General features: G+C 64.7%; 26 protein-coding genes and 1 pseudogene. 9 read left to right on the top strand and 18 right to left on the bottom strand.

Translation table 11 applies throughout. From position 1 onward, the window contains the following. Nucleotides 1-44 precede the first annotated feature (44 nt). Entirely contained in the window at nt 45-392 is a 348-nt protein-coding gene (locus J2X35_RS18945; protein WP_310189383.1) for a DUF559 domain-containing protein, read from the bottom strand. Nucleotides 393-567: 175 nt separating this feature from the next. Between J2X35_RS18945 and J2X35_RS18940 the strand changes: the two genes are divergently transcribed. Together J2X35_RS18940 and J2X35_RS18935 are read left to right on the top strand one after the other, a co-directional pair. Next, nucleotides 568-1,287 (top strand): hypothetical protein, encoded by a 720-nt coding sequence (locus J2X35_RS18940; RefSeq protein WP_310189068.1) that lies wholly within the window; start codon nt 568-570, stop codon nt 1,285-1,287. Between the two features lie 243 nt (nt 1,288-1,530). Continuing rightward, entirely contained in the window at nt 1,531-2,004 is a 474-nt protein-coding gene (locus J2X35_RS18935; RefSeq protein WP_310189380.1) for a VOC family protein, read from the top strand. 273 nt (nt 2,005-2,277) lie between these two features. Here J2X35_RS18935 and J2X35_RS18930 read toward each other — a convergent pair whose 3' ends face one another. Then, on the bottom strand, nt 2,278-3,141 hold the full coding sequence (locus J2X35_RS18930) for a DMT family transporter (protein ID WP_310189065.1): 864 nt from the start codon (nt 3,139-3,141) through the stop codon (nt 2,278-2,280). A gap of 88 nt (nt 3,142-3,229) precedes the next feature. Here J2X35_RS18930 and J2X35_RS18925 point away from each other — a divergent pair, with 88 nt between their 5' ends. The 3 genes from J2X35_RS18925 (at nt 3,230) to J2X35_RS18915 (ending at nt 7,946) form a co-directional block, all read left to right on the top strand. After that, complete coding sequence (locus tag J2X35_RS18925; protein ID WP_310189062.1) at nt 3,230-4,654, top strand: PLP-dependent aminotransferase family protein; 1,425 nt, start codon at nt 3,230-3,232, stop codon at nt 4,652-4,654. A gap of 262 nt (nt 4,655-4,916) precedes the next feature. Next, nucleotides 4,917-6,311, top strand: a complete 1,395-nt coding sequence (locus tag J2X35_RS18920) for a DUF2778 domain-containing protein (RefSeq protein ID WP_310189059.1) — start codon at nt 4,917-4,919, stop codon at nt 6,309-6,311. Between the two features lie 141 nt (nt 6,312-6,452). Continuing rightward, entirely contained in the window at nt 6,453-7,946 is a 1,494-nt protein-coding gene (locus J2X35_RS18915; protein WP_310189056.1) for an esterase-like activity of phytase family protein, read from the top strand. A 63-nt stretch (nt 7,947-8,009) separates the two neighbouring features. Here the strand turns inward: J2X35_RS18915 and J2X35_RS18910 are convergent, their stop codons facing one another. The 3 genes from J2X35_RS18910 to J2X35_RS18900 all read right to left on the bottom strand — a co-directional run bounded on the left by J2X35_RS18910 (nt 8,010) and on the right by J2X35_RS18900 (nt 9,220). After that, entirely contained in the window at nt 8,010-8,324 is a 315-nt protein-coding gene (locus J2X35_RS18910) for a long-chain fatty aldehyde decarbonylase (RefSeq protein WP_056110485.1), read from the bottom strand. 70 nt (nt 8,325-8,394) lie between these two features. Continuing rightward, entirely contained in the window at nt 8,395-8,676 is a 282-nt protein-coding gene (locus tag J2X35_RS18905) for a hypothetical protein (protein ID WP_056115691.1), read from the bottom strand. A 94-nt stretch (nt 8,677-8,770) separates the two neighbouring features. Further along, entirely contained in the window at nt 8,771-9,220 is a 450-nt protein-coding gene (locus J2X35_RS18900) for a low affinity iron permease family protein (RefSeq protein WP_310189052.1), read from the bottom strand. A 276-nt stretch (nt 9,221-9,496) separates the two neighbouring features. Between J2X35_RS18900 and J2X35_RS18895 the strand changes: the two genes are divergently transcribed. Beyond that, nucleotides 9,497-10,678, top strand: a complete 1,182-nt coding sequence (locus J2X35_RS18895) for a hypothetical protein (protein ID WP_310189049.1) — start codon at nt 9,497-9,499, stop codon at nt 10,676-10,678. A 76-nt stretch (nt 10,679-10,754) separates the two neighbouring features. Here the strand turns inward: J2X35_RS18895 and J2X35_RS18890 are convergent, their stop codons facing one another. From J2X35_RS18890 to J2X35_RS18875, 4 genes are all read right to left on the bottom strand, one after another. Further along, nucleotides 10,755-11,045, bottom strand: a complete 291-nt coding sequence (locus tag J2X35_RS18890; protein ID WP_056206755.1) for a hypothetical protein — start codon at nt 11,043-11,045, stop codon at nt 10,755-10,757. A 184-nt stretch (nt 11,046-11,229) separates the two neighbouring features. Then, nucleotides 11,230-11,871 (bottom strand): DapH/DapD/GlmU-related protein, encoded by a 642-nt coding sequence (locus tag J2X35_RS18885; RefSeq protein WP_310189046.1) that lies wholly within the window; start codon nt 11,869-11,871, stop codon nt 11,230-11,232. 104 nt (nt 11,872-11,975) lie between these two features. Beyond that, complete coding sequence (locus J2X35_RS18880; protein ID WP_310189378.1) at nt 11,976-12,455, bottom strand: CreA family protein; 480 nt, start codon at nt 12,453-12,455, stop codon at nt 11,976-11,978. Nucleotides 12,456-12,531: 76 nt separating this feature from the next. Next, a complete protein-coding gene (locus tag J2X35_RS18875) occupies nt 12,532-13,038 on the bottom strand; it encodes a cytochrome b/b6 domain-containing protein (RefSeq protein ID WP_310189043.1) in 507 nt (168 codons plus the stop codon). Between the two features lie 227 nt (nt 13,039-13,265). Here J2X35_RS18875 and J2X35_RS18870 point away from each other — a divergent pair, with 227 nt between their 5' ends. After that, the gene (locus J2X35_RS18870; RefSeq protein ID WP_310189040.1) at nt 13,266-13,844 is read left to right on the top strand and encodes an SCO family protein; all 579 of its coding nucleotides are present in this window, start codon (nt 13,266-13,268) and stop codon (nt 13,842-13,844) included. Between the two features lie 19 nt (nt 13,845-13,863). Continuing rightward, a complete protein-coding gene (locus J2X35_RS18865; RefSeq protein WP_310189038.1) occupies nt 13,864-14,736 on the top strand; it encodes a 50S ribosomal protein L11 methyltransferase in 873 nt (290 codons plus the stop codon). A gap of 16 nt (nt 14,737-14,752) precedes the next feature. Here the strand turns inward: J2X35_RS18865 and J2X35_RS18860 are convergent, their stop codons facing one another. After that, nucleotides 14,753-14,932 (bottom strand): hypothetical protein, encoded by a 180-nt coding sequence (locus J2X35_RS18860; RefSeq protein WP_056110498.1) that lies wholly within the window; start codon nt 14,930-14,932, stop codon nt 14,753-14,755. A gap of 202 nt (nt 14,933-15,134) precedes the next feature. Here J2X35_RS18860 and J2X35_RS18855 point away from each other — a divergent pair, with 202 nt between their 5' ends. Next, nucleotides 15,135-16,982 carry an aminopeptidase P family protein gene (locus J2X35_RS18855; RefSeq protein ID WP_310189036.1) on the top strand — a complete coding sequence of 616 codons (1,848 nt, stop codon included), beginning with the start codon at nt 15,135-15,137 and terminating at the stop codon, nt 16,980-16,982. Here J2X35_RS18855 and J2X35_RS18850 read toward each other — a convergent pair. The 8 genes and pseudogenes from J2X35_RS18850 to ftsZ all read right to left on the bottom strand — a co-directional run bounded on the left by J2X35_RS18850 (nt 16,979) and on the right by ftsZ (nt 26,920). Continuing rightward, complete coding sequence (locus J2X35_RS18850) at nt 16,979-17,275, bottom strand: AzlD family protein (protein WP_056110502.1); 297 nt, start codon at nt 17,273-17,275, stop codon at nt 16,979-16,981. The two genes, J2X35_RS18855 and J2X35_RS18850, sit on opposite strands and share 4 nt — an antisense overlap. Beyond that, nucleotides 17,272-17,993 (bottom strand): annotated as a pseudogene (locus tag J2X35_RS18845) (AzlC family ABC transporter permease). Before J2X35_RS18845 ends, J2X35_RS18850 begins: the two are co-directional and overlap by 4 nt. A 98-nt stretch (nt 17,994-18,091) precedes the next feature. Continuing rightward, nucleotides 18,092-18,787, bottom strand: coding sequence for a TIGR02453 family protein (locus J2X35_RS18840; protein ID WP_310189376.1), 696 nt, complete (start codon nt 18,785-18,787; stop codon nt 18,092-18,094). Next, nucleotides 18,787-20,991 (bottom strand): NAD-dependent DNA ligase LigA, encoded by a 2,205-nt coding sequence (gene ligA, locus J2X35_RS18835; protein WP_056115699.1) that lies wholly within the window; start codon nt 20,989-20,991, stop codon nt 18,787-18,789. The genes J2X35_RS18840 and ligA overlap by 1 nt, the downstream gene beginning before the upstream one ends. Nucleotides 20,992-21,261: 270 nt before the next feature. Next, nucleotides 21,262-22,932: a DNA repair protein RecN gene (recN, locus tag J2X35_RS18830; protein ID WP_056110508.1), complete on the bottom strand. Its 1,671-nt coding sequence runs from the start codon at nt 22,930-22,932 to the stop codon at nt 21,262-21,264. A 54-nt stretch (nt 22,933-22,986) separates the two neighbouring features. Further along, the gene (locus tag J2X35_RS18825; protein ID WP_056110510.1) at nt 22,987-23,850 is read right to left on the bottom strand and encodes an outer membrane protein assembly factor BamD; all 864 of its coding nucleotides are present in this window, start codon (nt 23,848-23,850) and stop codon (nt 22,987-22,989) included. Between the two features lie 204 nt (nt 23,851-24,054). After that, nucleotides 24,055-25,008, bottom strand: coding sequence for a UDP-3-O-acyl-N-acetylglucosamine deacetylase (lpxC, locus tag J2X35_RS18820; protein WP_310189032.1), 954 nt, complete (start codon nt 25,006-25,008; stop codon nt 24,055-24,057). Nucleotides 25,009-25,282: 274 nt separating this feature from the next. Continuing rightward, nucleotides 25,283-26,920 carry a cell division protein FtsZ gene (gene ftsZ / locus J2X35_RS18815; RefSeq protein WP_056110512.1) on the bottom strand — a complete coding sequence of 546 codons (1,638 nt, stop codon included), beginning with the start codon at nt 26,918-26,920 and terminating at the stop codon, nt 25,283-25,285. Nucleotides 26,921-26,989: the final 69 nt, after the last annotated feature.

The following is a 26,989-nucleotide window of genomic DNA, read 5'->3' as shown; positions in this document are numbered from 1 at the left end:
TGCCAAAGCGGCGCACCTTACAAGGGGAGAGATAGCACCCCGCATCATCGTCCCGCCTCGCGCATGATCTTCACGCACACAGCGTCCAGATTGCCGGTCACCTCGTCGTTCCAGAAGCGCAGCGTCCGGAAACCCTGACTTTCGAAATGCCGGTCGCGCTCTGTATCGCCAGCGGATTCGGCATGTTGCGACCCGTCGACCTCCACGATCAGCCGGGCGTCGAAACAGGCGAAATCGAGAATATAGCCGTCGAGCGGCACCTGCCGCTTGAACTTCAGGCCGGCGAGCTGCCTGTTGCGCAAAACCTGCCAAAGCATGGTCTCGGCCTTCGTCGCGTCTGCCCTCATGGCGCGCGCGAACTTGCGGTGCTGAGGCGGCGTGAGCCGATGGATCAAGATACCCCCCGATTGCATTTCTTAAGCATTTGCTCGGGACAAGTCTGTTCGCAAGTACAGCAAATACTTTTCTTGCTACAGGAAGAAAGCCCCCACCATCCCTCCCCTCTTTTATCCACGCCCCCACCCCCTTCCCCCATAATCCCTCCGCCTCCGTGCCGGGGAGAAGGTCTTGGACTGGAAAGTTGCCATCGACATCCACCGCGAGGCGCTGAGGCGCATCCTGGCAATGCTCGTCGCCATGGCGGGTCTTCCGGCTTCGCCCGCCTCTGGCGGCGGTGCGGCCGGCGCCAACGGCACCACCTTGCCGCGCCGGCTGCATCGCGCCCTGCTTGCCCTGCTGCGCCCCGCCGAAGCGGCGGCGCGGCGGCTGGTCATTATCGCCGCGCGCGGCCTCGTCGTGGTGCTACCACCGCGCAAATCCTCACAGGAGGGTTCGGCCCTGCGCATCGCCGGCAGTCTGCCGACGCCGCCGAAAGCCGTCGCGCGCGCCCTGCCGCTGTTCGATCCTTTGCCGCGCTGGACCCGACACATTTCTCATTCGGCCGTGCCGCGAATTTCCGTTCCCGGCTTCAACGCACCCTTCCCGGTCGCGCTCCCTTCGCCGCACGATCCGATCGGCGCGGCGCGTCTCCTGCTGCGCCTCGAGGCACTGGGTTCCGTGCTGGACGACCTGCCGCGCCATGCCCGCCGCCTCGCCTGCCTGCGGGCGGCAAGGCGCCAGCCCGCCGCGTCGGCGATTGCCGGTCCGGTGCGGCTCAAGCGCACCTGGCCGCTGCGGCCGGGCCGGCCGCCGGGCTCCCGGCCAAGCCGGCGATCCGCCCATGCGGTTCACGCGGTTCTGGGCGATCTCCAGGGCCTCGCCGTCTGGGCGCTTTCAGACACGTCCTGACGGTCGGTCCCTCCAGCGTTGCGGCCAATGCCATCCGTCGAAGCATGTCGCTTGCCGACGGTCGTTTCCGCGCGCCTCTGCTCTCGTCATCCCGGAAGCCGGTGGAAAATCAAGCAGCATGACGCGCGTGGTCAAACGGACGAAAATTTCGATGCCCGTGTCGGTATCCCCTCTCCCGGAACGTCCTATGCCTGGCCGTCGTTTCAGGACGGACAGTTTGAACCGCAAGGAGCCCCCATGACCATTCCGAAAAACACCATCTGCATCTGGTACGACAAGGACGCCGAGGCGGCCGCGAACTTCTACGCCTCGGTCTTCCCGGATACCAAGGTCGGCGCGATCCATCGTTCGCCGAGCGACAATCCGGGCAACAAGGAAGGCGACGTGCTCGTGGTCGATTTCACCGTCTGCGGCATCCCCTGCATCGGCCTGAACGGCGGCACGATCTTCAAGCAGACGGAAGCCTTCTCCTTCCAGATCGCCACCGACGACCAGGAGGAGACCGACCGCTACTGGAACGCCATCGTTTCCAATGGCGGCCAGGAAAGCGAGTGCGGCTGGTGCAAGGACAAATGGGGCGTTTCCTGGCAGATCACGCCGCGCACCCTGACCGAGGCGATGGCCGCCGGCGGCGCCGAAGCCAAGCGCGCCTTCGACGCAATGATGAAAATGCGGAAGATCGACGTCGCCAAGATCGACGCCGCGCGGCGGGGGTGAGAGCCCGGTTCGCCGAAGGCGAATCCATCGTGCCGGTGGCACGATGGAAGGGCTCGAACGCCGGGGAGCTGCGGAGCAGCGGGGGCCCCCGGCAGGGACAGCGGACGCGAACGCCTCCTACCTCCCCCTTGTGGGGAGGTCGGCGGGCAAGGCCCGCCGGGTGGGGGTGGATCAACGAAGAAGGTTTTTCACCCCCACCCCCTCTTGCAAACTTCGCTTCGCTTCCATCGCTCGTCCGACCCTCCCCACAAGGGGGAGGGTAAAACGCTCCTTCTACCGGGCGAATTTCCTCGCCCCGGCCACGCACAGGATCACCGCCACCGTCACCGCCAGCATCAGCGGCGTCACCGGCTCATGCAGCAGCGTCGCCGCCAGCGCCAGGCCGAAGAAGGGCTGCAGCAGCTGCAGCTGCCCGACCGCCGCGATGCCGCCCTGCGCCAGTCCGCGATACCAGAACACGAAGCCGATCAGCATGGAGAACACCGAGACGTAGGCGAGGCTGGCCCAGGCCGGCGTTTCTATGTTCGAGAAGCTCGGCGGCAGGGTGAGGCAGACCAGCACGGCCATGACCGGCAGCGACAGCACCAGCGCCCAGGAGATGACCTGCCAGCCGCCGAGCCGCCGCGACAGCCGCGCACCCTCGGCGTAACCGAGCCCGCAGGCAAGGATCGCCGCCAGCATCAGCCCGTCGCCGATGGGCGAGGCCTCCAGCCCCTGCGACAGCGCGAACCCTGCGACCAGCGCGCTGCCGGCCACCGAAAACACCCAGAAGATCGGCTTCGGCCGCTCCCCGGCGCGCATCACGCCGAACACCGCCGTCGCCAGCGGCAGCAGCCCGACGAAGACGATGGAGTGCGCCGCCGTGACATGCTGCAGCGCAAGCGCGGTCAACAGGGGGAAGCCGATGACGACGCCCAGCGAGACCACGGCGAGCGCCGTGAGGTCGCCGCGCGCCGGCCGCTTCTCCCGAAACATGGCGAGCAGGCCAAGCGCCAGCACGCCGGCGATCGCCGCGCGGGCGACGGTCAGGAACACCGGATCGAACTGCAGCACGGCGATGCGCGTCGCCGGCAGCGATCCGCTGAAGATCACCACGCCGACAAAGCCGTTGAACCAACCGGCGGCTGACCGCTCCATGCCATGCTCCTTCGAAACTGCCCGCTTCGTATCGGCGTTCCGGACTGGCGAAACCAGAAACGGTTCGATACAGTTCGTTCAAACTGTTATGGTGTTGGATTCAGTACAGATGAGTGACTCCCTTGCCGGCACGCGGGTCGAGCATGTCATGCGAACGGTGCGCCAGCGCATCGCCGGGCGCAGCCTCACCGTCGGCGCGAAACTGCCCTCCGTCCGCGCCATGGCCTCGGCGCTCAAAGTGTCGCCCTCGACGGTGGTGGAGGCCTATGAGCGGCTGGTCGCCGAGGGCGCCATCCGCTCCCGTCCGGGCTCGGGCTTCTACGTCGCCGGGCAGGCGACGCCGCTGGCCCTGTCGGAGGTAGGCCCGAAGCTCGACCGCGCCGTCGATCCGTTCTGGGTTTCCCGGCAATCGCTTGAGGCCGGCGAGGCCAGCCTGAAGCCGGGTTGCGGCTGGCTGCCGCCGTCCTGGATGCCGCAGGACGGCATCCGCAAGGCGCTGCGCGCGCTCGCCCGCGCCGACGGCCCTGCCCTGGCCGATTATGGCTCGCCGCTCGGCCTGCCGCCGCTGCGCCGGCTCATCGCCCGCAGGATCGCCGAACGCGGCATCGAGGCGGCGCCGGACCAGATCCTGCTGACGGAGTCCGGTACGCAGGCGCTGGACCTGCTCTGCCGCCTGCTTCTGGAGCCGGGCGATGTGGTGCTGCTCGACGACCCCTGCTACTTCAATTTCCAGGCGTTGCTGCGCGCCCACAGGGTCCGCGTCGTCAGCGTGCCCTATACGCCGACCGGTCCCGATATCGAACGTCTCGAAGCGGTGCTCGCCGAGCACCGGCCGCGCCTCTACCTCACCAATTCCGCCATCCACAACCCCACCGGGGCGGTGCTGTCGCCGGTCGCCGCCCACAAGGTGCTCAAGCTGGCCGAGCGGTTCGCGCTGACGATCGTCGAGGATGACATCTTCGCCGATTTCGAACACGGCCCGGCGCCCCGTCTGGCTGCGTTCGACGGATTGGACCGCGTCATCCACATCGGCAGTTTCTCCAAGACGCTGTCGGCCTCGGCGCGCTGCGGCTATGTCGCGGCGCGGCCCGAATGGATCGAAAGGCTGATCGACCTCAAGATCGCCACCACCTTCGGCGGCGGCCGGCTGGATGCCGAACTGGTGCTGGCCGTCCTGAGCGATGGCGGCTACCGGAAGCACCTGGAACATCTGCGCGGCAGGCTGGCGCGCGCCCGCTTCGACGTCGCGGGGAGGCTGAGCACCATCGGCGTGACGCCCTGGCTCGAGCCGCAGGCAGGCATGCTGTTGTGGTGCCGTCTGCCGGGCGATGTCGATGCCGCCGACATTGCCCGCGCGGCGCTTGCCGAAAACATCGTGCTCGCGCCGGGAAACGTGTTCAGCCCGTCGCAATCGGCCCGAAGCGCGATGCGGTTCAACGTCTCGCAGATGTCGGACGACCGCATTTTTCAGGTGCTGGACAGGGTGTTGCGGGGCACCGTGCAAAACCGCTGATGCGTCCTTTTCTTGACTCCACGCCAAAAACCGGGCTTTAGAAAACCCAAGGAGAGTGGGACTTGCCGCTTTTCGTGGCCGGAAAACGCGAATGCGCATCGGCCCGCCAGAAAAATGGCGGCGGCACAGGGATTGGTTAACCAACTTTGTCCATCTTTTGAATCAATCGGCAACAACGGCATGGCGCGGGGGCGCGCCGCAGGTTTGTTCGGCAGCGTCGGTCCTGAAGGCCGCGACGCCGGTTGAGAGAAAATTGGTTGGTATGGCGTATTTGTTTGTGAAGGGCGGACGTTCCGCCAGCGGCTCGACCCGCAAGCCGGCTGGCTATGGCAGCGTCCTGCGCTGGGCCGTGATCCCCGCTGTCGGCGCCGGCCTCGTCCTGTGGTCGCTGGCGATGATGGCCGGCCTGTCCTCGGCGGCGAACACGCTGGCCTCGGACCTGAATCCGCATGCCCTGCCCTCGTCCACGCTCGCTGCCCTTTCCGGCGCGCCGCGGCACAGCCTCCGCCTTGCCGGCGCACAGCCTGTCGCCAAACGCGAGGCCCGCGTCCTGCCGGGCTTGAAGCCGTCCGGCGTGGAAAAATCGGTTCGCCTCGCCAGCCTCGACGCTACGCCGCTTGCGCATATCCAATCCGCCGCCGAGCGTTTCGACCGCAAGGTAACCGAGGCGGCGTTGTCGCCGGCCAAGCTTGCCGCCGTCTTCGCGCAGGCCGATATGGTCCTTGCCAGCGCCGAGCCGGCCCCGCCACCCATGCGCGAGCGCTTCTCCAGCGCGATATCCGTTCACGGTGCGCCCGAGGCATCCCGTTTCGGCCCCGGCGTCACCGAGACTGTACGTTCGTCGCGCCTCGCATTGGCGCTTGCCGCCGCCGGTGAAGTCGAGGTCGCCCTCGCCTATCCGACCGCGACCGCCTCAGACGTGCCGGACGGCATTTTTGTGTCGCCGCTGGAACCGGTCGAGGCAGAAGGCGACACGGTCCTGCTCGCCGCCATTCCCGAGGCTGCGCCGTTGCCGACGCGTCGTCCGAAGCTGACCGAAACCGCGCGCGCCGAGGCTGCACCCTCCAATGCCGCGCGGCCGGACGCCGGACCACGCATCGCCGAAGCAGCCAAACCCGCGCGCAAGCCCGCCGAAAAGCCGAAACAGGAAATGCTTGCCTTCGCCCGTCCGGACAATCCCGATGGCGGCGGCATTTTCAAGAAGCTGTTCTCGGCCCCGCGCCCCCGCAAGGACACCGCCATCTACGACATCAGCGCGCAAACGGTTTATATGCCCGACGGCACGCGGCTGGAAGCGCACTCCGGCATCGGACGGATGGTCGACAATGTCGCCTATATCGGGGTGAAGAACCTCGGCCCGACGCCGCCCGACACCTACAGGATGGTGATGCGCGAATCGCGCTTCTATGGCGTCGAGGCGATTCGCCTGCTGCCGGTCGACGGCAAGACCAAGCATGGCCGCGATGGGCTGCTCGCCCACAGCTATCTGCTGCGTGGCGGCGCTGCGCAGTCGCATGGCTGCGTTGCCTTCAAGGACTATCCGAAGTTCCTCAAGGCCTTCAAGGCAGGCAAGGTCAAGTACCTCGTCGTCGTGGCCGGACGCGGCGGCCGAAGCCAGCCCGCCACGCGCATGGCCCGGAACGGCAACGACGCCTGATCCCAAGCCGGGAAACGGGCGACCTTTCAGCGTCACGGCGTTGTCACGCACCTATCATGTTGGCGGCCTAGACAGGCAGGCGAACGTTCCGGCCATGGCCGGAGCGCGGTTCAGCCGTCTATCGCCCTTGAGAGGTCCACCATGAAGAATATCCACCCTCCGGTTGCGCGTGCCATACTCCTGGCAGCGCTGACGGCTCTTACGTCATCCGTCGCCCTGGCTGACAATTCCGCCACCGTTGGCGGCACCGCCTTCGTCAACAAGGGACTGGTCGGCGCCGGCCGTATCCCAGCCAACCAGAAGGACAAGTTCGGTGAGACCTTCGGTTCCGGTTCCGGCATGGCCATCGACCAGCAAGGCTGGACGCGCGACGCCAACGGCTACAAGGGCACGTTGTGGCTGCTGCCGGACCGCGGCTACAACGCCGTCGGCACCGTCGATTACCGCCCGCGCCTCAATACGCTGTCGATCGAGTTCGCGCCGGTCGTTCCGGGCGCAGCACCGCAGGTCGGCAACGAGCAGACCGGCGTCAAGGCGACGCTGACCGACAGTCTGCTGCTCACCGACAATGCCGGCGCCGACACCACCGGTCTCGATCCGCTCGATGGCGTCCGCGCCGCCGCCGGCGACATGCCGATCCTGCCGGAAGCCAACGGCAAGATCGCGCTCGACAATGAGGCGATCGCGCGCCTGCCCGACGGGACCATGTTCATTTCCGACGAATATGGTCCGAACATCTACCGTTTTTCGGCCGAGGGCCGGCTGATGTCGGCGACGCAGCCGCCCGCCGCCATGGTACCGATGCGCAAGGGCACGGCCAATTTCGCCTCCAACAATCCGGGATCTGGAGCGGCCGCGCCGGAGCCGAAGAACCCCGAGACCGGCCGGCAGAACAATCAGGGCCTTGAAGGCATGGCGCTGACGCCGGACGGCAAGACGCTCATCGCCGTGCTGCAATCGGCGGCGCGGCAGGATGGCGGCGACGCGCCCTCGACGCGCCAGAACACCCGCGCGCTCGTCTATGATGCGACCGACCCGTCTCAGTTGAAGCTTGCGCACGAATACATCGTGCCGCTGCCGGTCTTCACCGATGCCAAGGGTAAGACCACGGTCGCCGCCCAGAGCGAGATCGTGGCGCTCACCGACAAGACCTTCCTCATGCTGTCGCGCGACAGCGGCAACGGCCAGGGCCTCAAGGGCGACACCTCGCTCTACCGCTCCATCGACATCGTGGACGTTTCGGCCGCGACCGACATTGCCGGGACCGATTTCGACAAGGACAAGTCTGCCGCGCCGAAGGGCGTCGTGGACGCATCGATCAAGCCGGCAACGCTCACGCCTTTCATCGACATGAACGGTGGCGCCGATCTGGCCCGATTCGGCCTGCACAACGGCGCGCCGAACGACAAGGACAATCTATCCGAGAAGTGGGAAGCGATGTCGCTCGCCAGCGTGCTCGACCCCAAACTGCCGGACGACTACTTCCTCTTTGTCGCCAACGACAATGATTTCCTGACGCAGGACGGCTATCAGGTCGGCGCAGCCTACAAGGCGGAGGACGGCGCCGATGTCGACACCATGTTCCTCGTCTATCAGGTCACCCTGCCAGGGTTGACGACGCACGCATCCCAGTAACGTCAGATTTGCCCGGGACCATTGAAAAGGGCCCGATTTCGGGCCCTTTCGCGTCGATCCGTATCAGTCGACCTTCTTTTCACCCTTCTCGCCGGCTTTGACGATGTCTCCGGTGGTGAAGAGTATTTCCTTCAGTTCGGTGCGCCAGTCCGGCTTGGCCCGCAGCAGCCACTCCAGATCCATGCCGAAATGCTTGAATTCTTCCTTCTGCGCGTTCTCCATAATCGCCCGCGCCGACTTGTCCTTCTCAACCGAGATGCGCTGTTCATACCAGCTTATCGCCTCGGCTTCCTCGATCAGCGACGTGATCATGCGCGCGAATGTGCGCACCTTCTGCGTCAGCTCTTCGGGTGGCTCGTGATATTGCTCGGTGGCCATGGTTCTCTCCGATTACCTCTATTGCCTCCAGCAACGGACGACGTGCCAAGAGGGTTGCGATGCCGGCTGTTCAGCCGCGCATGTCCTTGAGTTTCTCCGCCGCCGACGCCGCAAGGTCGGCATAGCGGTCCTCGAGGCGCTCCGCGGCCTCGATAATCGGAAAATCGTGGCCGAATTTCTCCAGCGCCATGCGCAGCTTCTCGACGAAGTCGGCCTGAGTCTCCAGCGCGGAAAACAGCGCCCTCACCTGCGCCTCGCTGATCTCGGGATCGTCAAGCATCGACGGCACGTCTCGGCTCATCCTGTCGCCCGTCTCCGTCTGTTGCCTGAGGATTTCCAGCCAGTCGTTCAAAAGCGGCTCTCCGTTCATCGGCGGCACCATGCTCGGCGCATCAGGCCGGGTCAATCATTGTAACGGCGACAGCTGCCGGGAAAGAGCGCGGCGATCAGGCAGCGCTCTGGCGCGCCTTCTGTTTCCTGGAACTGACCGTCTCGGCGGTCTTGCGCGCGATCTTCTTGACCTTTTGTTCCTCGTCCCGGTCGTGGCGCTTGGCGGCCTCTTCGCATTTGTTGCGGATTTCCTCCACCTCGCTTTCCGTCAAATGTTCGATGCCAATGAAATGATTCTGCGCCTCGCCCACCCGGATCAGCTCGTCGAGCTTCGCCTGAATGGCAGCACCATCGCGGTTCTGGGTGTTCTGAATGAGAAAGACCATCAGGAAGGTGATGATGGTCGTGCCGGTGTTGATGACCAGTTGCCAGGTGTCCGAAAAGCCGAAGACAGGCCCGCTGACAGCCCAAACGATCACGGTCAGGCAACAGATCGCGAAGGTGAGCGGCAGGCCGGTTATATGGGCAACCTTGTTGGCGACCTTGGTGAAAAGCTTTTCGAACATGGGATTCCCTTTTTTGCTTTCAGAAACATCCGCCCCCTCGCAAAAGTTCCAAGGCCGCCGGCATGGCTTTGCAACTGATAGCAACCATAGGGTGAACAACGAAGGAAAAGCGCCTTAAAGTTGATTTGAGACACTCTCCCTGCAGGCAAAGAGCCTGTTCCTTCCGCCCAAAGCGGTACCTCCGGCCCCTTCCGCCAGCCGCCACCCCGCATGGCGGAAGGGGTCTCTCACCGGGGTGCTGCCAAGTTCGCGGCATGCCGGGGAGATGGTCGAACGATGCGCCGCCTTGCCGCGATTGTCCTGTTCGCCGCGGCCGGCATCGGCCACGTGGGCGCAAGTCGGGCAGGCGGGGAACCGGTTCAAGACTGGCAGTCGACGGGCAGCATCGAGCGGCACTTCACCAGCAACGCGCTGGACAGCGACCGACCCGTGTCCGACTGGTACACGCTCATGCGCGGCACGCTGCAGCGCCAGTTCGGTGAGGACGACGCCAAGCTCACGCTGTCCGGCGAACTCCAGGCATCGCGCTACGATCAAATTTCAATCGAAGACGACCGGGCGCTCCTGCTCGCGGCAGAAGCATTCCGGAGGTTCGGCGCCGCGGTCGAACTTCGCGGCACGCTGAGCTACCGCGTCGCGCGCGAGGGCGATGACCTTTCGATAGGCCCGCTGACCCTGGGCACCGCGACGGCGAAGCAGGTCCTCACCGGCCAGCTCCAGCTCGGGCTGAACCTCGGCAAGGCCACGACGCTGATCCTGGAAGCCTCCGACAGCGTGGAAAATGTCGGCCGCACGCATTTCCAGCATGACATCCTGCCGGCGACGCGGCTCGACCCCGACCGCGACAAGCGCCGCTTCGCCGCCCGCGTGACCCGCACCGCCGGTCGGCTGGCCTTCGGCGGCTCGGCTTCGGCTCTGCTGGTTTCGGTCGAAGAACTGGGAACGCCCCCGGTAGGGCTTTCGTTCGCGCAGTACGGGCTGCGGGCGGAAGCCGTCATGACCGGCGAGGACGGCTCGACGCTTGGCCTTGCGCTCGGAGCCGAGTTGCTGCGCGCATCGGTGAACGGCCTCTACAGCAAGGTCAGGCCGGAATGGCAGTTGACGGCTTCCAAACCGCTGCCCCTGGGCTTCGAACTTCGCGGCGCCTGGTTCGGCCGCTACGAAACCGCCGACAGCGACGATCCGCTGGCTTCGTGGCTGCAGCGCGCCGAGGTCGAGACAAGTCTGAAGCTTCGCGAGGATCTTGTTCTTGCCGCCGGCGTTTTCCGAGAGAACAAGCGCAATCTCCTGTTCGAAAACGACGAACGCGGCCACGGCTTCTTCGCCGAAGCGACCTACAAGGCCAGCGGCAAGCTGCATATCGTGGCGCGGGTGGATTTTTCCAGGACCTTCAAGACCGTCGTCGGCACTCGCGAGGAAACCACCGATATTTTCATCGCCATGCGGTCCAGGCTCTAGCGAATACGAAAAAACGGGAAGGTTCGGCTGAACCCTCCCGTCCCCTGCCGGGCAATTTAATGTCCGGCCGTCCCGTTCAGTGCTTCTTGATCTTGTAGCTGTTGTTGAGGGTGTTGATGCCAATGCCGCTCAGCACGCCGCTGAGGACGTTGGTCTTGTTGCCGTTCAGGATACCGGAAACGACGTTGCCGCTGAGAATGGCATTGCCATTGCCGATGCCGTTGAGGACGCTCACATCGCCGAGGCCGATGTTGACGAACCCGCTCGAATATCCCGAATGCCCTCCCTTGCCGAAGCCGCCGGCCTGCGCGCCAACGGCAGAAAAGGAAACGACAGCGGCGGTCAAAGCAAATGCGTACTTGTTCATGACTCACTCCTATTGTTGCTGAGGTTTCCTTCCGCTTTCCAAAACGTATCTCCGAGTTCATTACTGCATTTCAGCCAGATAACTTCAACCTTGGATTGTTTGATTTGATCAATACAACCCGTTTTCCAATTTTTAACTTTAATCTTTTACGTTAAGCGACGTGGTTACCGGCGCTGCCTGATATTCACGAAGCGCCGTTTTCCCAGCGGTCGAGAAAAGCCCCGATGGCCAGCGACTGCATGTCGGGAATGGCTTTTGCCAGCCTCTCCGGCGGCCAGTCCCACCAGGCCAGCCGCTCGATGCGCGCGGCGATGTCCGGTTCGAAGCGGCGGCGCAAGAGACGCGTCGGCACGCCGGCCACGATTGTGTAAGGCGCAACATCCTTCGTCACCACGGAATTGGCGCCGATCACCGCGCCATTGCCGATCGTGACGCCCGGCATGATGACCGCCCCATGGCCGATCCAGACATCGTTGCCGATGGTGACGTGCTTTTCTCGCCGGCGCTCGCGAAATGCCGCATCGACCCCCAGCCAGCGGAAATACTCATTCGGCCGGTAGCTGACCTTATGGGTCGTCAGCCGCTCAACAGGGTGTTCGAGCGCATGGATGCGGCTGTTGGCGGCGATGGAGCAGAATTTGCCGATGCTCGTGTAGATCGCCTCGGAATGCCGCTCGAAATAGGAGAAGTCGCCGACATCGACCTCCCGCAACACGACCCGCTCGCCGATCGAAACATGGCGCCCCAGCCGGCATGACTTCAACTCAGCCGTTGGATGAATGCGCGGCTCGGAATCTTTTGCGATGAGGTCGTCTCGGCGGTCCATATCGCGGCTTTACGCCGCCGCGCCAGGTGCCGCAAGCAAGAGGTGAACGAGATTCAGGACACGGCGAGCAGAAAAAGCCGTGTGCAGGCCGACCTCACCTGAATCTACTGCGGCTTCCCCTTCGCCCACACCACGCTCTGCCCATAGAGCGGAACGGTGGTGAGCGACATCTTGGCCGAGCCGTCCTGCACCTGACGGGAATGCGACAGATAGATCAGCGTCTCTGTGGATTTATCGTAGATCCGGTTCACCACCTGTTTCTTCCAGATCAGGCTGATGCCCTGCTTGAACACCTCCTCACCCTCCTCGCCGAGGTCGATGTCGCCGATGGTGATGGGTCCGGTCTGCCGGCAGGAGATGGAGGAATCGGACGGGTCCTCGAACCAGTTGCCCTTCTGCAGCCGGTCGATCACGCCGCGGTCGAAATAGGACACGTGGCAGGTAATGCCTTCCACCTTGGGATCCTTGACCGCCTCGATGACGATGTCGTTGCCGAGCCAGTCGACGCCGACCTTTCCGACCTCCTGTGCAGCGGCGGCACCGGCGCAGGCAAGACTGGCGATGGCTAGGAAGCCCTTTAAGATATGCCGCACGGTCGAACTCCTGCCTATGTTTATGGTCAGCGACAGGTGGGAAGGAGATGCGGATTTTGCAAGCAGTTCATGCCCGGTCAAATGCGATCATGCGGCGAAGCACATTGGTCTTGAGCACGAAATGCTGGACGAGCGCGCCGGCGATATGGATCGCAACGACGTACATGAGCACCGTCTTGCCGATCAGATGCGCGCCTATGGCGCCCTGCACCCCGAAAAACCAGGCCACCGCGCCGGAGAACGGCACCAGGAAAATCAGCAGGTAAATCAATCCGTGCGTGATATGCGCAAGCCATTTCAAGGGCTCAGGCTCATCCGCCGGCAGCGACGGCACCCCTCGCGTTGCCCGCAGCCACAGCCGCACCGCAGCAAGCACCAGAACGATCACGCCGAAGGCGGCGTGCATGTAGGCAAGCGGCAGGTCGGCGGCGGAAGCTTCCTGCCCGCGCACGAATGCCCGCCATGCGTGCTCCATACCCTCGGAAAACAGGTACTGTGCGAGGATAAGGACCGCGATGGTCCAGTGCAGGATGATCTGGGTCCGGGAATAGGCTGAGGGCGCGGCGTTGGGCATTTGCAGGCTCCGTGGTCGGCTTCGATGCTAATGCCAACCGGACGGGCCAAGTCAAATGAAGGTTTGGTAATGCCGGTGAAAGCCACCCCGGGTTGCGGCATTGCGGCGTCTTTGCCCGACGTCGCCGCGGCGGTAAGCTTGTCGGCGAAATCCGCGTACCGTATCAGGCAGTCCTGAACGCGCGCGGCCGCGCCGTGACGGCGCGCAACGACCGGATGGATTGTCTCATGATGCGTTCGATACTGATCGGCATTCTCGTGCTCATGGCGGCAGGCATCGGCTGGCTGACCTTCGACTGGTATCGCGGCCACTATGGCGGCGAGCCGTTCGGCGCGTCCTTCACGCTCGTCGACCAGAAGAACCAGCCGATCACCGAGGCCGCCTTCCGCGGCCAGCCGAGCGTCCTCTTCTTCGGCTTCACCCATTGCCCGGAAGTCTGCCCCACGACGCTGTTCGAAATGGCCGGCTGGCTGAAGGACCTCGGCGCCGATGGGCAGAATTTGCGCGCCTATTTCGTCTCGGTCGACCCCGAGCGCGACACGCCGGAGATCATGAACACCTACATCAGCAACTTCTCCGACCGCATCCTCGGCATAACCGGCGATCCGGAGAAGGTCCACGCCATGGCCAAGTCGTTCGGGATCTACTGGAAGAAAGTGCCGACGGACGGCGGCGACTACACGATGGACCACACCGCATCCGTGCTGCTGCTCGACGGCAAGGGCGACTTCGCCGGCACGATCGCCTATGGCGAGAGCGCCGAAACCGCCAAGACCAAGCTCAAGAATTTGGCTGCCAAGGGCTGATCACCGAAAGTCGCTGCAGATGGGCCAGACGCGCCTTCACTTGACTGCCTCAAAGGCGGAAGCCGACCGAATCTTCGCCGCGCTCGAATTTGCGTTCGAGGAAGACGGCTTTCCCCTTGCCGTGCTCGAACTCGACGAGGAGCGCGATCTACACGAAGTATCCCTGTACGCCGAGGACGATCTGGACGGCGTCGAGAACCGCATCCGCGACATCCTGGCCGGCCTGTCACTGTCGCGCGCCGTCGAGCGCGAAGCGCTGCCCGACATCGACTGGGTGGCGCAATCCCTGGCGGGGCTGAAACCGGTCCGCGCCGGACGTTTCCTCGTCCATGGCGCTCATGATCGCGGCAAGCGCCGCAATGGCGATCTGGCGATCGAGATCGAGGCCGGGCTGGCCTTCGGCACCGGCCATCACGGCACCACGGCGGGTTGTCTGGAAATGCTGGAGCGGGTTGTCTTGCGCGAGCGCCCGCGAAACGCGCTCGATCTCGGCACGGGTAGTGCCGTGCTGGCGATCGCCCTGGCGAAACTCGCCCGCATTCCGGTGCTGGCGACCGATATCGACCCGGTCGCCGTCCGCGTCGCGGCCGCCAACGTGCGGCTGAACCATGCGGCTTCGCTCGTCACCACGGCCACGGCGCCGGGATTTCATCATCCGGTCTTTAGAGACCGGGCGCCGTTCGATCTCATCGTTGCCAACATACTGGCAAGGCCGCTGATGCGCCTGGCGCCGGCCATGGCCCGGCATATATCGCGGGGTGGTTCGCTCGTCCTGTCCGGCATTCTCGACCGCCAGCGGGACGCGGTCGTCTCAGCCTATGTCGGCCAGATGTTCCGGCACGTCCGCACGACGCACCGCGAAGGATGGGTCACCATCCATCTGAAGCGCTGAAGGCGCGGCATATCGTTCAGATGTAGAGCGAACGCGAGCGCTTCTGCAGATCTTCGCGATTGTGGCCGAGGGCCTTGAGCGTCTCGTCGTCATAGGAAAGCAGCGCACCATTGACATAACGGGCAGCTTCGCGCTGGCGCGCGGTGATGAGGGCGTCGAAGGCGTTCCTGAAGAAACCGCGGGTCGAAGTAGCCATGGTCGTTCTCCTGTCCAGAAAGGTTCAACTCGTTCCTCCCTGCAAAATAGGTAAGCATTACTGACCTTATTTGAGAACAGCCGATTGAGCATGGGACCCATGCAGCGATGCAGGGCCGACAGAGGCTGGATCAAGCGCCCCGCATTGCCAGCCAACCGGCGGATGGGTACGGTCGCGTCACAAGCGAGGAGATGGCGGCAGCATGTTTCAGACTTTCGATCCGGCAGGCGATCCTTCCGTTGGCAAGCCGCGCGTGGCGACGCTGCGCAAATGGCTCTCGGACAACGATCTCGACGGCTTCATCGTCCCGCGCGCCGACGAGCACCAGGGCGAATATGTGCCCGCACGCGCTTCCAGGCTGAAATGGCTGACCGGTTTTTCCGGCTCGGCCGGCGTCGCCATCGTGCTGAAGGACCGCGCCTTCGTCTTCGTCGACGGGCGCTATACGTTGCAGGTGCGCCAGGAAGTCGATCTCGACGTCTTCGCCATCGAAAGCCTCGTCGATAACCCGCCGCGTCTCTGGATCGGGGACAATCTCGGCAAGGGCGCGCGTCTCGGTTTCGATCCCTGGCTGCACACAACAGGCGAGGTCAAGGCACTCAGGGCGGCGGCCGAAAAAGCCGGCGCCACCCCTGTCCCGGTGGAAACCAACCCGGTCGACGCCATCTGGAGCGACCAGCCCGAACCGCCGCTTGCCCCGGTCGAGTTGCACCCGATCGTCTTTGCCGGCGAACTCGCCAGGGAAAAGCTGGCGCGGTTGGCCGCCGCCATCACCAAGGAAGACGCCACCCACGCCGTGCTGACCGATCCGTCGTCGATCGCCTGGGCCTTCAACATACGCGGCGGCGACGTCCCGCACACGCCGCTGGCATTGGGCTTCGCGATCCTCGCCGCCGACGGCAATCACCGGCTTTTCATGGACAGCCGCAAATTCTCGCGCACCGTGAATGCCTACCTCACGCAGTTGGCCGAACCGCACGAGCCGGCGGACTTCGAGCCGGCCGTGGTGAAACTGGCGAAGGGCGGCGCGAAAATCGCCCTCGATCCGGCGCTTGCAGCCGAAAAGCTGCGCATGCTGGTCGAGGAGAATGGCGGCACGGTCGTCGCCGCGCCAGACCCTGCCCGCATCCCGCGCGCCACCAAGAACCAGGCCGAGATCGCCGGCAGCCGCGCCGCGCATCGCCGCGATGGCGCCGCGGTCGCCAAATTGCTGTGCTGGCTGGACCGTCAGAAACCCGGATCGCTGGACGAGATCGCCGTGGTGACGAAGCTCGAGGAATGCCGCCGGCAGACCGGCGAGGAAACGCAGATGCCGCTGCGGGACGTCTCCTTCGACACGATTTCCGGCGCGGGGCCGAATGGCGCCATCATGCACTACCGGGTTTCGCGCACCACCAGCCGCGTGCTCGGCGACGGCGAATTGTTCCTGCTCGATTCAGGCGCGCAATACCAGGACGGCACCACCGACATCACGCGCACGGTGCCGATGGGCAAGCCGACGCAGGAGATGCGCGACCGTTACACGCTGGTGCTGAAGGGCATGATCGGCATTTCGATGCTGCGTTTTCCGCCGCGCACGCGCGGCTGTGACATCGACGCGGTGGCGCGCATGGCGCTGTGGCGGCACGGTCTGGACTTCGCCCACGGCACCGGCCACGGCGTCGGGTCTTATCTCGCGGTTCATGAAGGCCCGCAGCGCATCGCCAAGACCGGCACCGAAAAGCTGCTGGAGGGCATGATGATCTCCAACGAGCCGGGCTACTACAAGGAAGGCGCCTACGGCATCCGGCTGGAGAACCTCATTCTGGTCTCGCCCGCCGAGGCGGTCGGAGGCGGCGACATCGACATGCATTCCTTCGAGACACTGACGCTGGCGCCCTTCGACAAGCGGATGCTCAACACCGAACTGATGACCCGTGAGGAACTGCACTGGCTGGATGCATACCATGCCCGCGTGCTGGCCGAGATCGGCCCCATGCTGGACGGCGAGGCGCTGGCCTGGCTGGAAAAGGCCTGCGCGCCGCTGCCGCACGACGACAAGACTGCTTAAGCCATGAACTGCCGGGCGGCGATCAGCACCGCCGCACCGACCAGAAACATCGGCATCAGACCGAAGCGCAGCGACACCAGCAGCGCGATCACGATCGCCAGCCATTCGGCGGGACCGGCATTGATCATCTCCGGCGCCACCAGCGTGGTCAGCACAGCTGCCGGCACCGCATTCAGGCCCGCTTCGACGCGCGGATGAATCCTGTCGAACCGGGAAATCACCAGATGGCCGCCGACCCGCGTCAGATAGGTGGCGACGGCGGCCGCGAGGATGATCCATATGTTGACGCTCACGCCAGCGCCTCCCCATCCGGCTTCGCCGGCACGATGGCGGCAAAGAGGATGCCGGCCATGGCGCCGATGGTGACATGCCAGGGCGACCCGACGGTCTTGTAGGCGATGATGGAGGCGACCGCGCTTGCCGCCACCACCGGCAGCCACAGCGGCCGCTTGCGGAAGCCCATCACCAGGCCGAGGAAGTAGATCGGCAGCAGGAAGTCGATGCCAAGCGCATGGGTATCGGGAATGAGGCTGCCGAACACCGCGCCAATGACGCCTTCCGCCACCAGACATAGACGACGATCCCCGCGCCCAGATACCAGGCGAAGCCGACCTTGCCGCGCTCCTCGGCTTCACGCTCGGTCAGCACATATTGCGGGTCGGTCAGAAGGTGATAGCCCAGCGCCTGCTGGATCAGCGGCCAGCCCGAAAGGTGACGGCCGACCGCCGCCGAATAAAGAACATGGCGGAAATTCACCGCCAGGATCGACAGCACGATCAGCCATGGCGCGACCTTCTGGCCAAACAGGCCGATGCCGACCATCTGGCTCGCACCCGCATAGACGGTGGCGCTCATCAGGAACGCCTCGAACACGGTGAAGCCGTTCTCGACCGACAACGCCCCGAACAGCAGGCCGAACGGCGCCGAGGCAACGACGACCGGAAAGCCGAGCCGCATGCCGCGCCAGAATTCGCCTGCGACGGCGCGTTCGGAAACCATTTCCGACGTCATCGACAACTCCTTGAAAGACGGGACTGTTTAGAAAGCGGCGCCCGGGCTGTCACACCAAATCGCTTGAGCCAGCGATCAAGGAAAGTGATCGCCGCGACTCAAGCGCCGGCCGGCACCCTGCCCTCGATGCGCCTGCCCCAGTCGAGCAGCGGTTTTGCGCGCCGGGTGAAATCGACAAGCTCGTCCACCAGTTCCGGCGAATGGATGGACGCCGGGTCGATCTCCTGCCGCACGACGAAGTGGCGGTTGCGGATGGCGGCCGCGAGGTCTTCGTCCGCCACGCCCTCGGAGCCGCGCGGCATGCGCTTCATCCGCTCCTGGTCGTCGAGTTCGAGCCTGCCCTTGGCCAGCTTCGCTGCCAGCGCGCGAAAATCCTGCGGCTTTTCCGCGATGGCGCGCCGCATCGCCTGCAGCAGGTCCGGACGCGGCTGCCACCACGCGACGGCGGCGAAGCAGCGCTCCAGCCCGATATGGACGAAGAACACGCCCTGTTCCATCTTCGTCCCGTCCGGCGACAGGATGGCCGACAGGTGCCGGTTGTAGGGCCGCTTGTCCTTGGCAAAGCGAACGTCGCGGTTGATGCGGAACAGCGACTTCCTGCGGTCGCCCTTCAGGTCCAATCCCTCGGCAGCGAAGCGCTCGGTGAGCGTGTCGACCAGATCGCCGAACGGCTCCTTGAGGTGCAGCTCGAACAGGTCGCGGTTCTCCAGGAACCATTCGCGGCTCTGGTGAAAATCCAGCGCCTTCAGGAACGGAATGGCCTTGTCACCGAAGCCTTTGAACGAACCGCTCATCACGCTCGACCGATCCGTTCCAGCCATGCATCCTCGTCGATCACCTCGACGCCGAGATCGGTAGCCTGCTTGAGCTTCGAACCCGCGCCCGGCCCAGCCACCACGAGATCGGTCTTGGCCGAGACGGAGCCGGCCACCTTGGCGCCGAGGCGCTCGGCCATCGCCTTGGCCTCAGAGCGCGTCATCTTCTCCAGCGAGCCGGTGAACACGACGGTCTTGCCGGCGACGACGCTGTCGGCCGAAGCGGTCACAACATAAGGCTTGGGATGCACATGCGTGAGCAGCGCCTCGATCACTGCGTCGTTGCGCTCATTGCCGAAGAAATCGCGCAGCGCCCCGATCACCGTGTCGCCGATTCCATTGACCGACGGGAAGACCGTGTGCGGGTCCTCGGCCGCGGCCGTCTCCTTGCCGACCCGGATCAGTTCCTCGATGGTCGAGAAGGTACGCGCCAGCACCGCCGCCGTTGTGTCGCCGATATGGCGGATGCCGAGCGCGAAAATGAAGCGGTCGAGTTCCGGCTCGCGGCGCGCGTCGATGGCCGCGAACAGCTTGTCGAGGCCTTCATAGGTCCGCTCCTCCGCCGACAGCACCTTCTTGCGCGTCGTGCCCTTGGCAGCCTCACGAAGTTGAGCCTGCGCCTCGCGCCGCTCGAACAGGGCGCGCTGGACATCGGCCTTGCGGTCTTTGAGAGTAAAAATGTCGGCGGCGGTCTTGATCAGGCCGGCATTGAAGAACAGATCGATGTTTTCCGCGCCCAGTCCCTCGATATCCATGGCGCCGCGCGACACGAAATGGCGCAACGCCTCCACCGCCTGCGCCGCGCAGATCAGTTCGCCGGTGCAGCGGCGGCGCGAATCCTCCTTGCCGGTCTTCTCGTTGATCTCGCGCGTCGCCGGCGAGCCGCACACCGGACAGGCGTGCGGCATCTCGTAGGGCCGCGCCTCGGCCGGCCGCTTTTCGAGGAGGACATCGACGATCTGCGGAATGACGTCCCCTGCCCGCTGGATGACGACGGTATCGCCGATGCGGATGTCCTTGCCGTCGCGGATGGGCAGGCCGTTCGAGTCCTTGCCGGCGATATAATCCTCATTGTGCAGCGTGACGTTGACGACCGTAACGCCGCCGACCGTCACCGGGTCGAGCCGCCCCACCGGCGCCAGCGTGCCGGTGCGCCCCACCTGGATGTCGATCTCGCGCAACACCGTGGTTGCCCGTTCAGCCGGGAACTTGTGCGCCACCGCCCAGCGCGGCTCGCTGGAAACGAAGCCCCAGCGGCGCTGCAGTTCGAGCTGGTCGACCTTGTAGACGACGCCGTCGATGTCGTAGCCGAGCGACGAGCGCTGCGCCTCGATGATCTTGTATTGCGCGATCAGTTCCTCGACCGACTTCGCCCGCACCATCAGCGGGCTGATCTTGAATCCCCAATCGGCGAATTTCCGCACCGCTTCGTACTGCGTCGGCGCAGGATCCTCCGTTGTGTGACCCCAGGCATAGGCGAAGAATTTCAGGTTGCGGCTGGCGGTGACGGAGGCGTCCTTCTGGCGCAGCGAACCGGCCGCCGTGTTGCGCGGATTGACGTAATCCTGCCCGCCCACCGCCGCCGAACGCTCCTTCAGCGCCTGGAACTCGGCATAGGTCATGTAGACCTCGCCGCGGATTTCGATCACGTCCGGCCAGCCGGAGCCTTTCAGCCGGTGCGGAATGTCGGCGATGGTCTTGAGGTTCGCGGTTATGTCCTCGCCCACCGCGCCGTCGCCGCGCGTCGCGCCCTGCACGAACACGCCATTCTCGTAACGCAGCGACGCCGACAGACCGTCGATCTTCGGCTCCGCCGTGAAGGCGATGTCGAAATCCTTGTCGCGCTCGAAAAAGCGCTTCGCCCGTTCCAGGAAATCCACCACGTCCTGGTCGGTATAGGCCTTGGCAAGGCTGAGCATCGGCACAGCGTGGCGCACCTTGGCGAAACCTTCCGCCGGGGGCGCGCCAACTTTCAGAGACGGCGAATCCTCGCGCACCAGCTCCGGGAAGCGTGCCTCGATGGCGGCATTGCGGATGCGCAGCGCATCGTATTCCGCATCCGTGATGGTCGGCGCATCCTCGCCATGGTAGCGCCGGTCGTGCCCCGCGATCTCGGCGGCAAGCCGCTCCAGTTCGGCGGCGGCTTCTGCCGCGCTCAATGCATCAATGGGTTTGTCGGACAAGGACATGGCAGATTCCGTCATGGTTCGGGGACGGACTATGGCCGCAGGGCGGGGTGGCGTTCAAGTGCCGCGTGCCCTTTACCCTCCCCCTTGTGGGGAGGGTCGGCGAGCAGTCGTAGCGAAGTGAAGATTGCGAGACGGGGTGGGGGCGCAGAATCGTTTCCATACCCCCACCCGGCGGGCGTTGCCCGCCGACCTCCCCACAAGGGGGAGGTAGGGCGCCGCGCCAATCTTGACTTCTCCCTTGTAGGAGAAAGAAGGATGGCATACTCAAACCGCCGCGTTTTCCCTGAGCAGCCGCTCCGCCGCCGCGCGGGCCTCGTCGGTGATGGTCGCGCCGGCCAGCATCCGGGCGATCTCCTCCTGCCGCGCCGCCCGATCCATCTCTGCAATGCCGGTGGCGACGCGGTCGGCCCCGCCCGTCTTGGAAATAAGGAAATGCGTCTCGGCTCGCGCCGCGACCTGCGGCGCATGGGTAACGGACAGCACCTGAACCCGCTTGGAAAGAAGCGCCAGCCGTTGGCCGATGGCGTCCGCCACCGCGCCGCCGACACCAGTGTCGATCTCGTCGAAGACCAGTGTCGGGGCCGAGCCGCGGTCGGCCAGCGCCACTTTCAGCGCCAGCAGGAAGCGCGACAGCTCGCCGCCGGACGCCACCTTCATCATCGGTCCGGGCCGCGTGCCCGGATTGGTGCGGACCCAGAACTCGACCTGGTCGATCCCCTCTTCCATGCGGCTGTCCGGCTCGCTGGAAAGCTCCACGATGAAGTCCGCCCGTTCAAGCTTCAGCGCCGGCAGCTCCGCCATCACCGCCTTGGTCAGGCCGATCGCTGCCGCATGGCGCAGCGCGGAGAGCTGCGCGGCGGTCGCATCGTAGGTTTCCCGCGCGGCCACAGCCTGCTTTTCCAGCCCGTGCAGGCGCTCCTCGCCGGCGTCGAGATCGGCCAGATCCGCCGCCATCGTGTCGCGCAGCTGGGCGAGATCATCGACGGCCACATTGTGCTTGCGCGCCGCTGCCCGCAAAGCGAACAGGCGTTCTTCGGATTTCTCCAACTTCTGAGGATCGTATTCCGTCGCCCGCAGCGCTGCCTCGACACCGGATTGCGCGGCATCGAGCGACAGCAATGCTTCATCAAGAGAAGTCACCACCTCGTCCAGCAGGCCGGGGGCTTCGCCTGCCTTGCGCTGCAGGCGGCGCAGCAGGCTGGCCAGTTGCGGCAGCGGCGATGACGCTCCCGACAGCACGTCCTGCGCATCGTGGATTTCCGAGGCTATCTTTTCGGCCCGCATCATCGCCGCGCGGATGTCGGCCAAATCCGTTTCCTCGCCGGGCTGCGGGTCGAGACCGGACAACTCGGCCACGGAGGCGCGCAGATAGTCGGCCTCCCGCGCGGCCGCCTCCACCTTGGCGCGGTGCTGCGCCAGTTGCTGCTCGCAGGTCCGCCAATGGCGCCAGGCTTCGCCCGTGGCGCGCACGGCTCCCATATTCCCGCCGAACGCGTCCAGCAATTCCCGGTGCGAGGCGGCATCCACCAGCGCGCGTTCATCGTGCTGGCCATGGATCTCGACCAGCGCACGGCCGATGTCGCGCATCAGCGCCACGCTGGAAGGCTGGTCGTTGACGAAGACGCGCGTGCGCCCATCCGCCGTTTGCAGCCGCCGCAGGATGACGTCGCCGTCGTCGTCGATGGCGTTCTCGGCCAGCAGCGCGCGCACCGGATGGTTGCGCGGCACGTCGAACACGGCGGTCACCTGGCCCTGCGCCGCGCCGTGGCGGACGAGCCCGGCATCGCCGCGCGCTCCGAGCGCCAGAGACAGCGCATCAAGAAGGATGGATTTGCCGGCGCCTGTCTCGCCGGTGAGCACGGACAGGCCGGACGCAAAATCGATGTCCAGCTTTTCTATCAGGACGATATCGCGAATCGACAACCTGGAGAGCATCGACAGCCTATAGCACCTATCCAATGAAGCCGTGATGCGGCCTCAAAAGCCGCATCAGGCGCCGGTGATCATCTTTCCGGCCTTGGATATCCAGGAAGCACCGTTCTCACGCGGCTCCAGGCCCTTGGTCTGCAGCAGCTTGTAGGAATCCTTGTACCACGGGCTGTCGGGGAAGTTCTGGCCGAGAACCGCGGCGGAAGTCTGCGCCTCGTCGGTCAGGCCCATGGCGTAGTAGGCTTCGGTCAGGCGAGACAGGGCTTCTTCGACATGGCGCGTGTTGGAATAGGTCTCCACCACGGTGCGGAAGCGCTTGATGGCGGCGATATATTCGCGGCGCTCCAGATAATAGCGTCCGACCTGCATTTCCTTGCCGGCGAGCTGATCCTGCGCGAAGCGCATTTTTGCTCTCGCGTCCTCGGCATATTCGGAATCGGGCCAGCGGTTGACCAGATCCTGCATCGCCTGGATGGTCTGGCGCGCTTCCTTCTGGTCCTGCGTCACGTCCTTGATCTGCCGGTAGTAGCTCAGGCCGATAATGTACTCGGCATAGGCCGAATCCTCGGTGGACGGATAGAGCGTCAAATAGCGCTTGGCCGAACTGATGGCATCGTCGTAGTTGCCCTGCCGGTAATTGGTGAAGGCGCCCATGACCATCGATTTGCGCGCATATTCAGAATAGGGGTGCTGCCGGTCGACCGCGGCGAATTTCTTCGCCGCCTCGCCCAGCCGCCCCGAATTCAGGTTGGCCAGGCCCTGATTGTAGAGCACATCGGCCGGCTCCGTCTGGTCGACATAGGTCGACAGGTCGACGTCGGTCTCCGACGACATGCAGGCGGAAAGGAAGAGCGGCGCAGCAATCACCGCGATGAAAGCGGCGCTTGCCGGTGCTTTCGCTATATCAGCCCGTCTGAAAAACATGATCGGTTCGCTCTTTCGGCACCGTTTCGGTCATTCGGCGAGCAGCCATAGACTATAACTGCCCAGTGCGGCAACGCTATCGTCCGGCAATCGCACATTTTTGTGGCGCAGCCCACCCAGCCGGCGGACAGCAGGTTTCGGCTGGCGCGCGTGACATTTGGGCAACAGGCCGGCGCAAGGGGCAGTCTGCGGGCGGATAAGGGATCAGATCACCCAAGGCGCATGAACAGGCGCGCTCACCGGGCTCATCTCGGCCGTGCGGCCGCGATCCCGGCGCGTCGTTTCGACAACCTCGAAGGCGGTGCGGTCCGAAAGCAGACGCCGCAACGCCGCCGCGTTCAGACGATGGCCGCCGCGGTAGGAGCGGAAGCAACCGATGAAGCGCGCGCCGGCAAGCGCCAGGTCGCCCATCGCGTCCAGCGTCTTGTGCCGCACGAACTCGTTGGGATAACGCAGCCCGCCGATGTTGATGACCTTGTGATCGTCGCCGATGACCAGCGAATTATCCAGCGATGAACCCAGCGCATAGCCGGCCGCCCACAGCCGTTCGACATCCTTCATGAAGCCGAAGGTGCGTGCGCGGGCGATGTCCCGCCTGAAGATATCCGCATTCATATCGGAGGCGAATTGCTGACGGCCGATGGCCGGCGTCTCGAAATCGATCTCGACCTCGAACCGCGTGCCGACATAGGGACGGAATTCTGCCCAGGATGCGCCATTTTCGATGCGCACCGGCTTGACCACGCGGATATAGCGGCGCTTGGAAGACAATGTCTCGATGCCGGCCTGGTCGAACGCCTCGACAAACCCCATCGCGGTGCCGTCGAGAATAGGAACCTCGCTGCCCTCGATCTCGATCACGAGATTGTCGACGCCCATGCCGAAAAGCGCCGCCATCAGATGCTCGACGGTCGCGACGTGGTAGCCCTCCGGATCGCCGAGCAGCGTGCACAGGTCAGTGGCGCCGACTTCGGACACCAGCGCGCCGAGCTCCTTGACGACGGATCCGTGCTCGCCCAGCACGTGGAACACGATCCCTGTATCGGCTTCAGCAGGAACGAAATGAACGGAAACGGGCTTGCCGCTATGAACGCCGATGCCTTCCAGCGTTATCCGCGATCTGACCGTCGTTTGATAATCGTGCAAGATCAACCCCACGCCCGAAGCTTCCGCGTCCGCTTTGTCAATTCCGTGTTTGCGGCTCTTGGTTGTCATGACACTCCGGCGAAATCCCCAAAACGCCGCATGCCACCTCAAGTTTTGTGGAAGATAGTGGTGCCCGGAATATACGCCAAATCACGGTTTCTTACTCTTTGTTACGAAACAAGACGTTTCCACGACACGAATAAGCGATTGATTCTGTTGCGCTAAAAACATCAACAGGCAAACGATCTCTCGTTTGCCTGTTGATAATCGTCGGGACTTGGGGACGTCAGTTCGCCTGGCGGCGCAGGAAGGCCGGAATCTCCAGCTGATCGTCCTCCTGAGTCCTTTGCGACTGCGGAGCCAGACGGCCATGCTCGTCGAGCTGACCACGACGCGGCGCATAGAGCTGGGCGTCATGACCGGCAAGGCGGCGAACCTCGGGCGCGGCCTGGCGCAGTTTCGGCTCACGCGGCTGTGCCGGCTGCAGTCTGGCAGGCTCCTCCTCGCGACGGGTCAGGCCCGTGGTGAGGCGCTTGAGCAAGCCCATCGGACCGCTGTCATGGTCGATCGGGTTCGTCTTGGCTTCCACTTCGGCCTTCACGACCGGCGGGAAGTCTTCGACCCGCGGCATACGCTGCGCGGCCACAGGTTGGACCATCTCGCGCATCTGCACAGGCTGCGGAGCCGGCTGAGCGACAGGCTGCTGCATCTGCGGCTGGGCAGCGGGCGCCTGGAACAGCTTGCTCTGCGGACGAGCCTCTTCCACTGCCGCCGGGCGCAAGGCCATGGCGGCGGCGTTCGCTTCAGCCTGCTGGATCGCCTCGGCCACCGGATCGGCGGCACGCGGCTCCTGGATCGGCGGCTGGGCGACAGGACGGATCTCGGCAGTGGCAGGCCGCGCGACCGGCTTGGGCTGCGCGGGACGGATCGAAATCGGCGCGGCGGCGATCTGTTCGGCCGACTTGTCGATGCCGGTGGCGACCACCGACACGCGGATGACGCCTTCCAGATCCTCGTCGAAGGTGGCGCCAAGAATGATGTTGGCGTCCTGGTCGACCTCCTCGCGGATGCGGGTAGCCGCCTCGTCGACTTCGAACAGGGTGAGGTCACGGCCGCCGGTGATCGAGATCAGCAGGCCCTTGGCGCCCCGCATCGAGGTTTCGTCGAGCAGCGGATTGGCGATCGCGGCTTCGGCGGCGGCCATCGCCCTGCCCTCGCCGGAAGCCTCGCCGGTGCCCATCATCGCCTTGCCCATCTCGCGCATCACCGAACGGACGTCGGCGAAATCGAGGTTGATGAGGCCTTCCTTGACCATCAGGTCGGTGATGCAGGCAACGCCCGAATACAGCACCTGGTCGGCCATGGCGAAGGCGTCGGCGAACGTGGTCTTGTCATTGGCCAGCCGGAACAGGTTCTGGTTGGGGATGACGATCAGCGTATCGACGCTCTTCTGCAGTTCTTCGATGCCGAAGTCCGCGGTCTTCATGCGGCGCTGGCCTTCGAAGTGGAAAGGCTTGGTGACGACGCCGACGGTCAGGATGCCCTTTTCGCGGGCAGCGCGGGCAACAACGGGAGCAGCACCGGTGCCGGTGCCGCCGCCCATGCCGGCGGTGACGAAGCACATGTGGGTGTTGGACAGGTGATCGATGATCTCATCGATGCACTCTTCGGCGGCGGCCCGGCCGACTTCCGGCTGCGAACCGGCGCCGAGGCCCTCGGTGACGTGCGCGCCGAGCTGGATCAGCCGTTCGGCCTTCGACATGGTCAACGCCTGGGCGTCGGTATTGGCCACCACGAAATCAACCCCGCGCAACCCGGCGGTGATCATGTTGTTGACCGCGTTGCCGCCGCCACCGCCGACACCGAACACGGTGATCCGCGGCTTGAGCTCGGTGATGTCCGGCTTTTGTAGATTGATTGTCATAGTCCTCGTCCTTTGCCTTTCCCGCCGCTTCGCCGTCGCGGCCGCTTACGGGTTGCCCCGCCAAATCCA

It is taken from the genome of Mesorhizobium sp. BE184, from assembly GCF_031457045.1.
Classification (GTDB): Bacteria; Pseudomonadota; Alphaproteobacteria; order Rhizobiales; family Rhizobiaceae; genus Mesorhizobium.
This window is presented reverse-complemented; position numbering and strand designations above follow the sequence as displayed.

Coding starts and splice junctions, on each gene's coding strand:
- J2X35_RS18870 (WP_310189040.1), top strand. CDS start 13,266: ATGATGCGTTCGATACTGATCGGCATTCTCGTGCTCATGGCGGCAGGC.
- recN (WP_056110508.1), bottom strand. CDS start 22,932: ATGCTCTCCAGGTTGTCGATTCGCGATATCGTCCTGATAGAAAAGCTG.
- J2X35_RS18865 (WP_310189038.1), top strand. CDS start 13,864: ATGGGCCAGACGCGCCTTCACTTGACTGCCTCAAAGGCGGAAGCCGAC.
- J2X35_RS18895 (WP_310189049.1), top strand. CDS start 9,497: ATGCGCCGCCTTGCCGCGATTGTCCTGTTCGCCGCGGCCGGCATCGGC.
- ftsZ (WP_056110512.1), bottom strand. CDS start 26,920: ATGACAATCAATCTACAAAAGCCGGACATCACCGAGCTCAAGCCGCGG.
- J2X35_RS18900 (WP_310189052.1), bottom strand. CDS start 9,220: ATGTTCGAAAAGCTTTTCACCAAGGTCGCCAACAAGGTTGCCCATATA.
- J2X35_RS18855 (WP_310189036.1), top strand. CDS start 15,135: ATGTTTCAGACTTTCGATCCGGCAGGCGATCCTTCCGTTGGCAAGCCG.
- J2X35_RS18825 (WP_056110510.1), bottom strand. CDS start 23,850: ATGTTTTTCAGACGGGCTGATATAGCGAAAGCACCGGCAAGCGCCGCT.
- J2X35_RS18920 (WP_310189059.1), top strand. CDS start 4,917: ATGGCGTATTTGTTTGTGAAGGGCGGACGTTCCGCCAGCGGCTCGACC.
- J2X35_RS18915 (WP_310189056.1), top strand. CDS start 6,453: ATGAAGAATATCCACCCTCCGGTTGCGCGTGCCATACTCCTGGCAGCG.
- J2X35_RS18840 (WP_310189376.1), bottom strand. CDS start 18,787: ATGAGCGGTTCGTTCAAAGGCTTCGGTGACAAGGCCATTCCGTTCCTG.
- J2X35_RS18930 (WP_310189065.1), bottom strand. CDS start 3,141: ATGGAGCGGTCAGCCGCCGGTTGGTTCAACGGCTTTGTCGGCGTGGTG.
- J2X35_RS18885 (WP_310189046.1), bottom strand. CDS start 11,871: ATGGACCGCCGAGACGACCTCATCGCAAAAGATTCCGAGCCGCGCATT.
- J2X35_RS18860 (WP_056110498.1), bottom strand. CDS start 14,932: ATGGCTACTTCGACCCGCGGTTTCTTCAGGAACGCCTTCGACGCCCTC.
- J2X35_RS18910 (WP_056110485.1), bottom strand. CDS start 8,324: ATGGCCACCGAGCAATATCACGAGCCACCCGAAGAGCTGACGCAGAAG.
- J2X35_RS18875 (WP_310189043.1), bottom strand. CDS start 13,038: ATGCCCAACGCCGCGCCCTCAGCCTATTCCCGGACCCAGATCATCCTG.
- J2X35_RS18925 (WP_310189062.1), top strand. CDS start 3,230: ATGGTGTTGGATTCAGTACAGATGAGTGACTCCCTTGCCGGCACGCGG.
- J2X35_RS18890 (WP_056206755.1), bottom strand. CDS start 11,045: ATGAACAAGTACGCATTTGCTTTGACCGCCGCTGTCGTTTCCTTTTCT.